Annotated in this window: 12 protein-coding genes; 7 read left to right on the top strand and 5 right to left on the bottom strand. The window is 62.4% G+C overall.

The window, feature by feature from the left end; translation table 11 throughout:
• The first annotated feature begins 37 nt into the window (after positions 1-37).
• From kbl to GTP46_RS06665, 3 genes are read left to right on the top strand one after another with little or no spacing between them, the layout of a single operon-like run.
• Positions 38-1,237: a glycine C-acetyltransferase gene (gene kbl / locus GTP46_RS06675; protein WP_161005815.1), complete on the top strand. Its 1,200-nt coding sequence runs from the start codon at positions 38-40 to the stop codon at positions 1,235-1,237.
• A gap of 21 nt (positions 1,238-1,258) precedes the next feature.
• The gene (locus GTP46_RS06670) at positions 1,259-2,227 is read left to right on the top strand and encodes an NAD-dependent epimerase/dehydratase family protein (RefSeq protein ID WP_161005814.1); all 969 of its coding nucleotides are present in this window, start codon (positions 1,259-1,261) and stop codon (positions 2,225-2,227) included.
• Positions 2,227-3,606 carry an L-serine ammonia-lyase gene (locus tag GTP46_RS06665; protein WP_161005813.1) on the top strand — a complete coding sequence of 460 codons (1,380 nt, stop codon included), beginning with the start codon at positions 2,227-2,229 and terminating at the stop codon, positions 3,604-3,606. The genes GTP46_RS06670 and GTP46_RS06665 overlap by 1 nt, the downstream gene beginning before the upstream one ends.
• Here the strand turns inward: GTP46_RS06665 and GTP46_RS06660 are convergent.
• The gene (locus GTP46_RS06660; protein ID WP_161005812.1) at positions 3,587-6,160 is read right to left on the bottom strand and encodes a putative bifunctional diguanylate cyclase/phosphodiesterase; all 2,574 of its coding nucleotides are present in this window, start codon (positions 6,158-6,160) and stop codon (positions 3,587-3,589) included. The genes GTP46_RS06665 and GTP46_RS06660 overlap by 20 nt on opposite strands.
• 144 nt (positions 6,161-6,304) lie before the next feature.
• Between GTP46_RS06660 and thrC the strand changes: the two genes are divergently transcribed.
• From thrC to moaD, 3 genes are read left to right on the top strand one after another with little or no spacing between them, the layout of a single operon-like run.
• A complete protein-coding gene (thrC, locus tag GTP46_RS06655; RefSeq protein WP_161005811.1) occupies positions 6,305-7,783 on the top strand; it encodes a threonine synthase in 1,479 nt (492 codons plus the stop codon).
• Positions 7,783-9,000 carry a molybdopterin molybdotransferase MoeA gene (locus GTP46_RS06650; RefSeq protein WP_161005810.1) on the top strand — a complete coding sequence of 406 codons (1,218 nt, stop codon included), beginning with the start codon at positions 7,783-7,785 and terminating at the stop codon, positions 8,998-9,000. The genes thrC and GTP46_RS06650 overlap by 1 nt, the downstream gene beginning before the upstream one ends.
• Positions 9,000-9,254: a molybdopterin converting factor subunit 1 gene (gene moaD / locus GTP46_RS06645; protein ID WP_161005809.1), complete on the top strand. Its 255-nt coding sequence runs from the start codon at positions 9,000-9,002 to the stop codon at positions 9,252-9,254. The genes GTP46_RS06650 and moaD overlap by 1 nt, the downstream gene beginning before the upstream one ends.
• On the opposite strand, the gene GTP46_RS06640 is transcribed toward moaD, so the two are convergent.
• A complete protein-coding gene (locus GTP46_RS06640) occupies positions 9,255-9,476 on the bottom strand; it encodes a hypothetical protein (RefSeq protein WP_161005808.1) in 222 nt (73 codons plus the stop codon).
• A gap of 32 nt (positions 9,477-9,508) precedes the next feature.
• On the opposite strand from GTP46_RS06640, the gene GTP46_RS06635 reads away from it, so the two are divergent.
• On the top strand, positions 9,509-10,744 hold the full coding sequence (locus GTP46_RS06635; RefSeq protein ID WP_161005807.1) for a TIGR03862 family flavoprotein: 1,236 nt from the start codon (positions 9,509-9,511) through the stop codon (positions 10,742-10,744).
• On the opposite strand, the gene GTP46_RS06630 is transcribed toward GTP46_RS06635, so the two are convergent.
• The 3 genes from GTP46_RS06630 to hpnE form a co-directional block, all read right to left on the bottom strand.
• Positions 10,731-11,525 carry a head GIN domain-containing protein gene (locus tag GTP46_RS06630; protein WP_229258819.1) on the bottom strand — a complete coding sequence of 265 codons (795 nt, stop codon included), beginning with the start codon at positions 11,523-11,525 and terminating at the stop codon, positions 10,731-10,733. The two genes, GTP46_RS06635 and GTP46_RS06630, sit on opposite strands and share 14 nt — an antisense overlap.
• Before the next feature lie 22 nt (positions 11,526-11,547).
• Positions 11,548-12,339, bottom strand: a complete 792-nt coding sequence (locus GTP46_RS06625) for a DUF1700 domain-containing protein (protein WP_161005806.1) — start codon at positions 12,337-12,339, stop codon at positions 11,548-11,550.
• Positions 12,340-12,460: 121 nt separating this feature from the next.
• On the bottom strand, positions 12,461-13,864 hold the full coding sequence (gene hpnE / locus GTP46_RS06620) for a hydroxysqualene dehydroxylase HpnE (RefSeq protein ID WP_161005875.1): 1,404 nt from the start codon (positions 13,862-13,864) through the stop codon (positions 12,461-12,463).
• Between the last annotated feature and the right edge of the window lie 8 nt (positions 13,865-13,872).

Here is a 13,872-nt window from a genome sequence, read left to right as displayed (position 1 = left end):
ATAAGACCGTGAAATCGTATCACATACAAGGACCATCATGAGCAATCAAAAAGACACCTTCTACAGCGGTCTCCAGCAAAACCTGGATCATCTGCGTGAACAAGGCCTGTACAAGCCGGAACGCGTACTCGCTTCGCGCCAGGGTTCGGAAGTGGTGGGCGATGATGGTCGCACCCTGATTAATATGTGCGCCAACAACTACCTGGGTCTGTCGGGCCAGGAGTGGGTGGCGCAAGCCTCCATCGAAGCGACGGAAAAATTCGGCTACGGCCTGTCGTCGGTGCGCTTCATCTGCGGCACCCAGACCGTGCACAAACAGCTGGAACAGGCCATCTCCAAATTCCTCGGCACAGAAGACACCATACTGTATGCGGCAGCCTTCGACGCCAACGGCGGTGTGTTCGAACCACTGTTCGACGAGAACGACGCCATCATCTCCGATGCACTGAATCATGCCTCCATCATCGACGGCATCCGCCTGTGCAAGGCTGCGCGCTTCCGCTACGCCCACAATGACATGGCGGACCTGGAGAAGCAGCTGCAAGACGCATCCGGCAAACGCCACAAGATCATCGTCACCGACGGCGTGTTCTCGATGGACGGCACCATCGCGCAGCTGGACAAGATCGTTGAACTGGCCGACAAATACGGCGCGCTGATCATGATCGACGAATGCCACGCGTCCGGCTTCATGGGCAAGACTGGCCGCGGCACGCACGAACACCACAATGTGGTCGGCAAGATCGACATCATCACCGGCACGCTGGGCAAGGCACTGGGCGGCGCCATGGGCGGCTTCACCTCCGGCCGCAAGGAAGTGATCGAGATGCTGCGCCAGAAGTCGCGTCCTTACCTGTTCTCGAACACGCTGGCGCCGTCGATTGCCGGCGCCTCGCTGGCAGTGCTGGAGCGCCTGTCGTCGTCGACCGAACTGCGCGACCGCCTGCACGAAAACACCGCATACTTCCGCAAGGAGATCGAGCGCATCGGCTTCACCATCAAACCGGGTACACACCCGGTGGTTCCTGTGATGTTGTTCGAGGCGCCGGTGGCGCAGAAGTTTGCGGCGCGTATGTATGAACTGGGTGTGCTGCTCAGCGGCTTCTTCTACCCTGTAGTTCCGATGGGCCAGGCGCGCGTGCGCGTCCAATTGTCTGCTGCTCATACCCGCGAGCAGCTGGACACCGTATTAAAAGCATTCGAGCAGGCCGGTCACGAGCTGGGACTGCTCAAGTAATCATCGTCAGGACATAATCAAATGACACAGCAAAAAATTCTCGTTATCGGCGCCAATGGCCAGATCGGCAGTGAACTGGTGGAAGCCTTGGCCGCGCAGCACGGCGAGCAAAACGTCATCGCCAGCGATGTCAGTACCACTAACCTGTACAACGCAGCGCGCTACATCACGCTGAACGTGCTGGATAAGCAGGCCTTGGCCGCGCTGGTGACCGACGAAGGCATCACGCAGGTGTACCAGCTGGCGGCCATGCTGTCGGCCACCGGCGAAGCTGCGCCCTTGAAGGCGTGGACGCTGAATATGGACGGTCTGCTGAACATCCTCGAAGTGGCGCGTGAACGTGGCGTCATCGGCAAGCCGCTGAAAGTCTTCTGGCCATCGTCAATCGCGGCCTTCGGCCCGAACACACCGCAAACCGATACGCCGCAGCTGACCGTGATGGATCCAACCACCATCTACGGCATCAGCAAGCTGGCCGGCGAGCGCCTGTGCGAGTACTACTTCCTGAAGTACGGCGTCGATGTGCGTTCGATCCGCTATCCAGGCATCATCAGCTTCAAGTCGCCCCCGGGCGGCGGCACCACCGATTACGCGATTGCGATCTTCCATTCGGCGCTGCGCGGCGAGCAGTATGAATGCTTCCTCGGCCCGCAAACCACGCTGCCGATGATCTATATGCCGGACGCCATCCGTGCCACCATCGAGTTGATGGACGCGCCGGTGGAGCAGGTGAAAGTCCGCTCCTCTTACAACGTGGCGGGCGTTTCGTTCAATCCGGCGCAGCTGGCAGAAGCCATCACCCGCAAGGTGCCTGACTTTAAGATCGCTTACAAGCCGGATAGCCGCCAAGCCATCGCCGACACCTGGCCGCAAAGCCTGGACGATGCCACCGCCACCGCCGACTGGGGCTGGAAAGCGCGCGTCGGCGTGGAAGAAATGGTAGCGGACATGCTGGCCAATATCGACGTCAACCTCGGGAAGGCCGCCTGATGGACATGAGCGTATTTGATCTGTTCAAGATCGGCATTGGACCTTCGAGCTCGCACACGGTGGGCCCGATGGTGGCTGCGCGCCGCTTCTTGCTGGATAACGCTCCCCTCGACGACGTGACCGAAGTCAAGGCCGAGCTGTATGGCTCGCTGGCCCTGACTGGTATTGGCCACGCCACCGACAAAGCCGTGCTGCTTGGCCTGATGGGCGAAACGCCGCAAGACGTGGTGCCGACCAGCGTGGATCAGCAACTGGCCAACGCCGAAGCGGCGGGCCAACTGAAGCTGCTCGGCGCGCACGCGGTGCCATTCAAGCGCGGGACCAACCTGGTATTCCACATGGCCGAATCGCTGCCTGAGCACCCGAACGGCATGCGTTTCACGCTGACCCGCAAGGATGGTCGCACCGTGTCCAAAGTCTACTACTCGGTGGGCGGTGGCTTTATCCGCGAGGAGGGCGAGGAAGCCACTGCGGCGGCAGATAGCGTCGCCGTGCCTTACCCATTCGGCACCATGGACGAACTGCTGGCGCACGGCGTGCGCAGCGGCCTGACCATCCCGCAAATGCTGCGCGCGAACGAGTGTGCGCGCATCAGCGACGATGTGCTGAACGCTGGCATCGACAAGATCTGGCATGTGATGCGCGACTGCATCGTGCAAGGACTGGAAACGCCAGGCCAGCTGCCGGGCGGCTTGAACGTCAAGCGCCGCGCCGCCAGCCTGTGGACGCAGGCGCAAGCCAACGTCGCCAATCCGAATAGCTTACCGCACGACGCGCTGCATCAGGTTAGCCTGTACGCGATGGCGGTCAACGAGGAAAATGCCGCTGGTGGCCGCGTGGTCACGGCGCCGACCAACGGTGCGGCCGGTATCATCCCGGCGGTGCTGCGTTACTACGCGGAAGACTGCAAACCGAGCGACCCAGTTACCGGCATCCGCAATTTCATGCTGACGGCTGCGGCCATCGGCATGCTGTGCAAGCGTAACGCCTCCATCTCTGGTGCGGAAATTGGCTGCCAGGGTGAAGTCGGCGTGGCGTGTGCAATGGCTGCTGCTGGTTTGGTGGCTGCGCTGGGCGGCAGCAATGGCCAGATCGAGAACGCTGCGGAAATCGGCATCGAACACCATCTGGGTATGACCTGCGATCCGATCGGCGGCTTGGTGCAGATCCCGTGCATCGAACGTAACGGCATGGGCGCGGTGAAGGCGATTACCGCGGCGTCGCTGGCGTTAAAAGGCGACGGCACTCACTTCGTCAGCCTCGATGAAGTGATCGAAACCATGCGCCAGACTGGCGCCGACATGCAGGCCAAGTACAAGGAAACCTCCTTGGGTGGCCTGGCGATTCACGTGATCACCGTCAATCACGCTGCTTGCTAAGCAGCGCCTCAAATTCCTGCGGCGGCAGCGGCTTGGAGATGTGATAGCCCTGCATCTCGTCGCATAGCTGCTCGCGCAGGAATTCCAGCTGCTCCACCGTCTCCACACCTTCCGCAATCGTCGTCAGCCCCAAGCTGCGCGCCATGTTGATGATGGCGCTGACGATGGCCTTGTCCTCGGCGTCGGTGCTGATGTCGCGCACGAAGGATTGGTCGATCTTCAGTTTGTAGACCTTGAATTTTTTCAGATGGCTAAGCGACGAGAAGCCAGTGCCGAAATCGTCGATCGACATGCGGATGCCGCGATCGTGCAGCGCATTCATGGTGGCGATGGCGCCTTGCGGATCCTGCACCGCCACGCCCTCCGTCAATTCCAGCTCCAGATACTCCGGCGGCAGGCCTTCCTCGTACAGGATCTGCGACACCTGGTGCGGCAAATCGGCCGCGCGGAACTGCACTGCCGACAAATTCACCGCCATCACCAGCGGCGGCAAGCCGTCGTCCAGCCACTGGCGCGCCTGCCGTACGGCCTGGCGCAGCACCCAGTCGCCGATCGGTATAATCAAACCGCTTTCCTCTGCGGCCGGAATGAATTCGGCAGGCGATACTGCGCCCAGTTCCGGGGCGGTCCAGCGCAGCAGTGCTTCGGCGCCGACGATGCGGCCGGTTTTCAGCGATACCTGCGGCTGGTACACGACGTGTAGCTGCTGGCGTTCCAGGGCGTAGCGCAGCGCGTTTACCAGTTGCAGGTGGCGCGCCGCGCGCTGCTGCATGGCGGCGGTGAAGAAGCGGAAATCGTGGCGGCCGGCGCGTTTGACTTGGTACATGGCGGCGTCCGCGCGCTGCAACAGCGTCTCCACATCGTGGCCATCGTCCGGGTACATGGAGATGCCGATGGAAGCCGAGACGCGCAAGTCGTGCGGACCGACGGTGTAAGACTGGCCGATGATGTCGAGCAGTTTGCGTGCCACGTCGCTGGTCTCGCTGCTGCTTAAGTTGCGCATCACAAAAATGAATTCGTCGCCGCCGAGGCGCGCCACCATGTCGCCGTCGCGCAGGCAGCTGCTCAGGCGTAGCGCCAGTTCTGCCAGTAGTGCGTCGCCGACGGTGTGGCCGAGCGAGTCGTTGATGTCCTTGAAGTGATCGAGGTCCAGCATTAACAGGGCCGCCGGTGCGCGGCTGGCGCGCGCTTGTTCCAGCAGTTGGCGCGCACGCTGGTGCAATTGCGAGCGGTTCGGCAAGCCAGTCAGCACGTCGTAATGCGCGAGGTAGTGGACGCGCTGGTCGGCCTGCTGGCGCACCGCTTCGCGGTCGAAGTTCTTCAGCGCGAACTCGATATCGAGCGTCATTTCCTTCAATAGCTGGCGCACATCCTCGTCGAAGGCGTTGATGGCGCTGGAGTAGGGCGCGAAGAATCCGATAATCTCGCCGTCGCGGCGCAGCGGGATGGCTGCCGACGATGCCCAGCCATAGCGCTCACCGTGTGTGTGCCAGTGCGCCGTCTCCGGCGCGTGCTGATAATCCTGGCACCAGTAAGGCTGGCCGCTGTGATAGGACAGGCCGATCGGGCCGCGTCCCTCGGGCGATGCCGCATTCAGCGAGACTTCCAGCGCATCGAGGTATTCCATACCGACGCCGTGCGAGGTCGCCACTGTAATGCGCTTGGTGTCGCGGTCGATCAGGCCTATCCACGCCATCGCCATGCCACCGTAGTCCACCACATCGCGGCATATCCGTTCGAACAGTTCGGCCTCCGAATGACTGCGCACAATCGCCTGATTACACTGGCTAAGGGCGGAGTACAGGCGGCTGATGCGCTGGGTGCGTTCGACTGCTTGCAGGCGTTCCGCATCGAGGCGGCGCTTGGCGCGCCATACCAGCATCACCAGCACGACGCCGCTCAGCATGAAGATGGCGCGCGCCAGGTTGGCGTCCAGTGCAGTCTCCTCCACCTGTAGGCGAGTGCGGCGCTCGACGTTTTCGTTGACTTCACCGATAGGCCGCATGATGTAGGCCTTGGTCTGGTGGTAGGCCGCGTCGTGCAGCATAGCGGTGGCGCGTTCCGTGTCGCCGCCTGCGCGCAGGTCCATCGCGGCCAGTTCCACTGCCACCAGTTTGTCCGATTCGTTCTTGGCGGCGGCCAGCAGCGCCAGTTCGTCCGGTGCCAGGCGCGCTTCGCGCAGCAGCTGCATCAAGGAGACGGTCCCGCCGTTGGCGCGCGGACGCGGGCCATTGGCCAGTACCAGGTCCCAGTAGACATTTTCGTAGTCTTGCGGGCGTGCGGCGCGGCCGTCGCGAATGTCGATGATCTCTTGGTAGTTCTTGCGATACTGCGGGTCGCCGGTGGCCACGTAGGTGCGTGCCATGCGGCTCAAATCATCGGAAGATTGGCGCAGTTCTTCAACCAGGTTATGTGAGGCGTAGCGCAGCTCATTGGCGCGGTCGATGCGTTTTTCGGTCCAGACGTAAAACATGAAAGCCGCAGCCACCAGCAGCAATGTGGCGGAGCAGGCCCACAGGTAGCTGGTAAATCGGGGTTGCGGCAGTGACTTCATGGCGTTGTATGGCGAAATGCGGAGGCTAACAGTATACGTCATGACCATAAAACAACGTGAATTTCACCGGAATTCGCGCGGCGCACTATAATAGCCGCTCGCCTTTGTACCGTCCTGCAGCTCAACTGGAATTTTTTCTCATTTATGCAATACGTGTCTACTCGCGCCGCGTCGTCGGCTGCCGCTTCGTCTTCCCAACAATTCTCCGACATTCTGCTGGGCGGCCTCGCCGCTGACGGTGGCCTGTTCCTGCCGGCCGCCTACCCGCAGGTGACCGGCGCTGAGCTGGATGCATGGCGCCAGCTGTCCTACGCCGACCTGGCGTTCGAGATTCTAAAGAAGTTCGCGACCGATATTCCGGAAGCCGACCTGCGCGCGCTGACTGCCAAGACCTACACCAAGGAAGTCTACAAAAACGTTCGCGCCGGCGAAAAAGCCACCCAGATTACGCCACTGCGCGTACTGGAAGAAGGCGAGAACGGTACCAAGCTGGTACTGCAAGCGCTGTCCAATGGTCCGACCCTGGCCTTTAAAGATATGGCCATGCAGCTGCTGGGTAACCTGTTTGAATACGCGCTGGCCAAGCAAAACGCGGAACTGAACATCTTCGGCGCCACCTCGGGCGACACCGGCAGCGCCGCCGAATACGCAATGCGCGGCAAGAAGGGCATCCGTGTCTTCATGCTGTCGCCGCACAAAAAAATGAGCGCCTTCCAGACCGCGCAAATGTTCTCGCTGCAGGACCCGAACATCTACAACATCGCCATCGAAGGCGTGTTCGATGATGCGCAAGACATGGTCAAAGCCGTGTCGAACGACCTGGAATTCAAGGCCAAGTACAAAATCGGCACCGTCAATTCGATCAACTGGGCGCGCGTTGTTGCGCAGGTGGTGTACTACTTCCGTGGCTATCTGTCGGCCACCACATCGAACGATCAGAAGGTGTCGTTCACCGTCCCATCGGGTAACTTCGGTAACATCTGCGCCGGCCATATCGCCCGCATGATGGGCCTCCCGATCGACAAACTGGTGGCAGCCACCAACGAGAACGATGTGCTGGATGAATTCTTCCGCACCGGCGTGTACCGCGTGCGCAAATCGGCCGAGACCTATCACACCAGCAGCCCGTCGATGGATATCTCGAAAGCGTCCAATTTCGAGCGCTTCATCTACGACCTGGTAGGCCGCGACAGCGACCGCACCCGCGCACTTTTTCAGAAAGTGGACACCGACGGCGGCTTCGATCTGTCGGGCAAACCGGGCAGCGATGGCGACGAGTTCAAACTGGTGGCTAACTACGGCTTCAAATCCGGCAAGTCGACCCACGACGACCGCGTGAACACCATCCGCGACGTGGCCGACGATTACGGCATCGTGATCGACACCCACACCGCTGACGGCATCAAGGTCGCCAAGGAAAACCTGGAACCTGGCGTGACCATGATCGTGCTGGAAACCGCGCTGGCGGCCAAGTTCAACGAAACCATCCTGGAAGCGCTGGGCGAAGACGCCGAGCGTCCGGAAGGCTTTGAGAACATCGAAGACCTGCCGCAGAAGTTCGTTGTAATGAAACCTGATGTCGCGGCCATGAAGGCGTACATCGCTTCCAACACGGGGCTGTAATGAACGAGCCGCGCAAGCCGATGTTGTCGGTCAGCGAAGCGATGACGTTCATGCTGGACGCTGCGCGTCCAGTGGCGGACGCCGAAGTGATTCCGTCGCTGTCTGCCAATGGCCGCGTGCTGGCAACGGCGCAGGCTTCCGGCATGAACGTGCCGGGCGCGGACAATACCCAGATGGACGGCTACGCGGTGCGTGCCGCCGATTGCGTCAGCGGCAGCGCGGCGCTGAAAGTATCGCAGCGCATCCCGGCCGGCCATGTGCCGCAGCCTTTGCAGCCGGGGACTGCGGCGCGCATCTTCACCGGGGCCATGATTCCGGAAGGTGCGGACGCTGTCGTTATGCAGGAACAGTGCGAGCTGGCTGGCGATGTGGTCACCATCAAGCACGTGCCTAAATCCGGTGAGTGGGTACGCCGGGCGGGTGAGGACATCACCAGCGGCAGCGTGATTCTGCCAGCGGGTACGCGCTTGCGTAGCCAGGAACTGGGCTTGGCCGCATCTGTCGGCCTGGCCGAGCTGCCGGTCAAGCGCAAGCTGCGCGTGGCCGTGTTCTTTACCGGCGACGAGCTGACCATGCCGGGCGAGCCGTTGGCGCCGGGCGCCATCTACAACTCTAACCGCTTCACGCTGCGCGCGCTGCTGGAAAATCTCGGCTGCGAGATCACTGATTTCGGCATCGTGCCGGATTCGCTGGAGGCTACGCGCTCTGTGCTGCGCCAGTCGGCGCAGGGCCATGATTTGATTATCACTTCGGGCGGCGTGTCGGTTGGTGAGGAAGACCATATCAAGCCTGCAGTGGAAGCCGAGGGCAAGTTGAATATGTGGCAGATCGCCGTCAAGCCGGGCAAGCCGCTGGCGTTCGGCGAGGTGCAGCAGGCGTTCTTTATCGGCCTGCCGGGCAATCCGGTATCGAGCTTTGTGACCTTCCTGCTGTTTGTACGTCCGTTCATCCTGCGCCTGCAGGGCGTGGAAGGGCCGATTGCGCCGCGTGCTTTCAATATGCGCGCCGATTTCAGCTGGTCGAAAGCCGATAAACGTAACGAATTCCTGCGCGCCCGCATCAACGATAACGGCGGTGTGGAGCTGTTCCGTAACCAGAGTTCTGGCGTGCTGACATCTACGGTGTGGGGCGACGGCCTGATCGACAATCCACCGGGGCAGGTTATCAACGCCGGCGACATGGTTCGATTTATACCGTTTAGCGAGTTATTGTACTGATGGCTGTTACAGTAAAATTTTTCGCCAGTGTGCGCGAGACTGTTGGCGTCTCTTCCGAGTCGCTGGCTTTGCCGGACGGCGTGGCTACGGTTGGCGCGCTGCGCGACCATCTGGCGGCGCGCAGCGACAGCTGGCAGCAGGCGCTGGGCCATCCAGCGCTGCGCATGGCGTACAATCAGGTGATGTGCGGCGCCGACACCGCGCTGGCCGATGGCGCCGAAGTGGCGTTCTTCCCACCGGTAACGGGCGGCTGATTATTTCTTGGTGATGTTGTCGCAGGCGCCGCAGGCAATGGCGTTGCGGTAGCGGCGCCAGCTCGTGTAGGTAAAAATGCCGGCGGCGATCAGCGCCCAAGCGCCGGCGCTGAGGTAGTCCTCTTTCGCGGTCGAGCCCTTGAACCATTCCACTGCGGCCAGGATGGCGAACAGCGACACGGCTGCCAGCAGGTAGCGCTTGACCCAGAATATCGCTCCCATTGTATCTCCCTTGTTTTTGATTTGGACCTCACATGCAGTCTAGTTTGACACCTTTTCGCGTCGCCGTCATCGGCGGCGGTCCCGCCGGTTTGATGGCAGCGCAGACGCTTGCGCAGGGCGGCGTTCAGGTGGACGTTTATGACGCGATGGCTTCGGTCGGCCGCAAGTTCCTGCTGGCTGGGCGCAGTGGCATGAATATTACGCACGCCGAGGAATATGCTGGTTTCGTCACGCGCTATGGTGCGAGCGCCGAGCCTCTGCGTCCGATGCTGGATGATTTCGGTCCGCAGGCGGTGCGCGACTGGGTGCATGGACTGGGGCTTGAGACTTTTGTCGGTACCTCGGGCCGCGTGTTCCCGACTGATATGAAGGCTGCGCCGCTGTTGCGCGCATGGGTGCATCGCTTGCGCGAGAGTGGTGTGCAGTTCCATATGCGCCATCGCTGGCTGGGCTGGCAGGATGACGCTCTTCGCTTCAGCACCGAAGATAGCGAACGCCAGGTGCATGCGGACGCCGTGATCCTTGCGCTGGGTGGCGCGAGCTGGGCGCGTCTCGGCTCGGATGGCGCGTGGATGCCGCTGCTGGCGGCGCGCGGCGTGGAGGTGTCTCCGCTGGTGCCGGCCAACTGCGGCTTTGATGTGAACTGGAGCGAGTATTTCAGCAGCCGCCACGCGGGCGAGCCGTTGATGACGGTGGCCGTGATTGCGCGCGATGCGCAGGGCAAGGAAATGCGCAAGCAAGGGCAGTTTGTGGTGACGCAGGGCGGTATCGAGGGCAGCTTGATTTACGCGCTGTCCGCTGCGCTGCGCGACCAGATTGCGGCGGAGGGGAGCACTACTATCTGGCTGGATCTGCTGCCGGACCTGAGTGCGGAGCGTGTGGCCGATGAAGTGTCGCGGCCGCGCGGTGCGCGTTCGATGTCCACGCACTTGCAAAGCCGGCTTGGCATCAAGGGCGTGAAGGCAGGCTTGTTGCGCGAGTGTTTAAGCAAGGAGCAGTTTGCCGACGAGGCGCAGCTGGCGCAGGCCATCAAGCGCTTGCCGGTGCGGCTGGAGCGCGTGCGGCCTATCGATGAAGCGATTAGCAGTGCGGGAGGCGTGTGCTGGTCGGCGCTGGAAGGGACGATGCTGAAAGCTGCGCCGGGCGTGTTCGTGGCCGGTGAGATGGTCGACTGGGAGGCACCGACCGGCGGCTACCTGCTCACGGCATGCTTTGCCGGCGGCGTTGCGGCAGCGCGCGACGTGCTTGCGTGGCTCACTCCCAGGTAACTTCGCCGGAACCGGTGCGGTGAACGTTGCGCTGGTCCGGATTGCCCAGCACCCGAATATCACCACTGCCGCGCAAGGTCAGGTCGGCCGATTGCTTGGCGAAGACGTGGCTGGTGCCCGAGCCTTTCAGATTCACGGTCACCTTGTCCGACGCCAGATGGCGCGCATTCAAGTCGCCGGAACCGGTCAATTCCGCGTTCAGCGTCTTGCAGCTGCCGGCGGCGCTGATCTGGCCTGATCCCACCATCTCCAGCTCCACATTCTCGCTGCTACCCGCATTCAGGTTCAAATTGCCGCTGCCGTGTGCACCTGCCGTCAGGTCGCGATAGCGGCCAGTGAAACTCACGTTGCCCGAACCGTGCAGCTGCAATTCCAGCCGTTCGCCGTTAAAGCCACTAACCTTGGTATCGCCGCTGCTGTGCACCACCAGTTCCTCCAGCGACGGCAGCACCAGCTCCACCTGCAAGCGATGGCGCGGATTAAGCAGCATGCCCTTGGTGCCGATGTGCAGATCGCGGCCGTCTTGTATGGTCTCGATATTCGCCAGCGAACGCTGCTCGCCGCGCACCTTGAGCGTGGCGGTCTGGCCCTGCATCAGTATCAGGTCGATCGGTCCGCTCAACTCCACCACGGTGGCCATGGCGTCGATCTTGCGGCTCTCGGTGCCCAGCGAGCGGCCGGCCACGCTGGTCGGGCTGCTGCTGCCGTAGGCCTTCAACATGCTGTAGGTCACGCCAATCAGCACAAACGCCAGCAACAGCAGGCCAGCTCCAATTTTCATTAATGCGCGCATCATTTATCCTTCAACGTCCGCGCAGCAGCGAGGCATTCATCGCCGCGTAACGCTTCAAACCGATCACGGTGTAGCGGGTCAGTACAACGCTGACCAAGCACAGGCCGATGCCGCCCAGGATCAGTCCTAAGCCGATCAAGGATTGCGTGGTGCGCGCGCCGCTATCGAAATCGGTGGTGATGTGGACGTCGCCGGCGGCCACCGCTTCGGCGCGGTTCAGCAGCTTGCCGCTGCGGCTCAGGCCTTCTTCGTCCGGCGGCGTTTCGCTATCGTCCTTGTTGACCTGCACGCCCATGTTGTTGATCGAAACACGCCAGCCTTGGGCGTCTTCTTCCTCTTCATGGGTGTCGAAATGGGTGTTGGTGTATTCCATCAGGTGGCGCAGCGGACCTTCCAGTGCCAGTTCGTTCTGGCCCGACAGGCCGCTGGCGGTCAGCGCCACGCCGCCGATGTAGAAGCCGAACGCTGAGATGTAGATGGCGCCCAGCAGGCTGGCGTAGACTATCGCCGGGATCACCATGAACAGGTTGAAGATGGCCAGCCCGAGGAAGGAAGCCATCAAGCGGAACAGATTGAACGGGGTTTTCTTTTGTTCGAAGGCGCTCATGTGGGCGCTGGCGCGCAAGGTCATGGCGATCTTGCGCGGCTCGTCCAGATCCTTGAAGACCTCGGCTTCGCTCTGGCCGGCGACCTGGCCGTCGATGAAGCGCTGCTCATAGTAAGCCAGGGTCTTGGCCACCGTTTCTGGCGGCAGACCCTGCATGGCCTGCTTGAGCGCGTCGAGGTATTGCTGCTTGGTCATGATATCAAATCCACAATGTTGCGTGCTTTTTGCCGATGGTGCAACTGTACCCAAGAGGCTGTCCAGACGCCATCGGCGTGTGACAGGCTGCACAAGACGCGGCACAGGCGACAAAAAAGGGCTACTGGACGGCGCTCCCTTTCAGCAACTGGGCGGCAGTGACGCCGCTGCGGACGGCCATTTCCAGCGTGGCCGGGTAGGCGCCGGCGGTGTAGTCGCCGGCCAGCACCAGCCCCGGCAGGCCGGTGGCGTTGTCGGGGCGGACCAGACCGGGTGAGCTGGCGTAAGTGGCGCGCTTTTCGGTGATGACCTTGAACCACGCCGGCCGGCCCAGTTCCGGGCGCTGGAATACCACGGCCAGCTGTACCGCGACGGCCTCGGCCAGCAATTCCTGCGGCTGGGCGGCGGCCGGACCGGAGGCGCTGATGATCACCGCCAGCAAGCCATTTTGGGTAGCGTCCAGCTGGCCGCGGTCGAACACAAACTGGCCGTATTGGTGGCTGTCCGGATCATCGAGCAGGGCGTAGAACGGCAAGTCCAGCCTGGTGGCGGCCTCGTATTGCAGATAGACGGTGGTGATGGCTTCCGGCTCGAAGGCGGTCAGCTGGCTGCACAGGGCAGTGGTATCGGCATCCGGGATGTCGTGCAACAGAGCGGCGGCCTGGGCCGCGCCGGTGGCCAGCACCACGCCGCCGAAATACGTGCTCCATGTGCCGCCGACCGCAGCGCCGCTGATGTCCAGCTGCCACAGCCTGCCTTCAATCGAGCGCAGCGCCTGCACCTTGGCGCCGCTGCGCACCGAGCCGCCATTGGCCATGATGTAGCGGGTGGCGGCTTCCGGGAACAAGGCGCTCAGGTCGGCGCGCGGCAGCAGCATGTCTGATGCACGGCGCTTGGCGCCCAGGCTGTCGCGCAGCACGTTGAGGAACACCTGCGCCGAGGCGCGCTCCGGGGGCGTGTTGAGCGCGGCCAGGCACAGTGGGCGCCACATCAGCTGAATCAGGCGTTCGGTCTGGTCGAAGCGTTGCAGCAGTTCGCTGACGCTGCAATCAGTGTCGAGTTGCCAGCCCATCCAGCGGGCTGTGGTGGAGAAACGTGCTAGGCTGAGTTTGTCTTCTCGTTGCAGGCCCTTGGCGCGTAGCAGGGCTGCGGCCAGGTGCAGCGGCGCCGGCAGCGGCAATGCTGGCGCGATAAAGTCCATGCCACCGGTATCGGGCGCGTAACGCATTTGCAGCGGCAGCGTCAGCAGGGCTTGCTCGCGGTCGACGCCGGTGAGCTTCATCAGGCGCAGGGTTTCGCTGTAGGCGCCGAGCAGGATGTGCTGGCCGTTGTCCAGCTGCTTGCGGTCGGTTTCCACGCGGCGCGCGCGGCCGCCGAGGCTGCGGGCCGCTTCCAGCACGGTGACTTTGTAGCCGGCGCGCGCCAGTTCGACAGCAGCGGCGCAACCGGCCCAGCCGGCGCCGATGACGGCGATGGAGCGCGCCACTACGCCGCTATCCGCCTGGCCGCGCTTGTCGACCGGCATGCCAGCGA

It is taken from the genome of Duganella flavida (genome assembly GCF_009857445.1).
GTDB classification, from domain to species: Bacteria; Pseudomonadota; Gammaproteobacteria; order Burkholderiales; family Burkholderiaceae_D; genus Rugamonas; species Rugamonas flavida.
The sequence above is the reverse complement of the archived record's forward strand: the minus strand, read 5'-3'. Positions and strand labels throughout refer to the sequence as shown.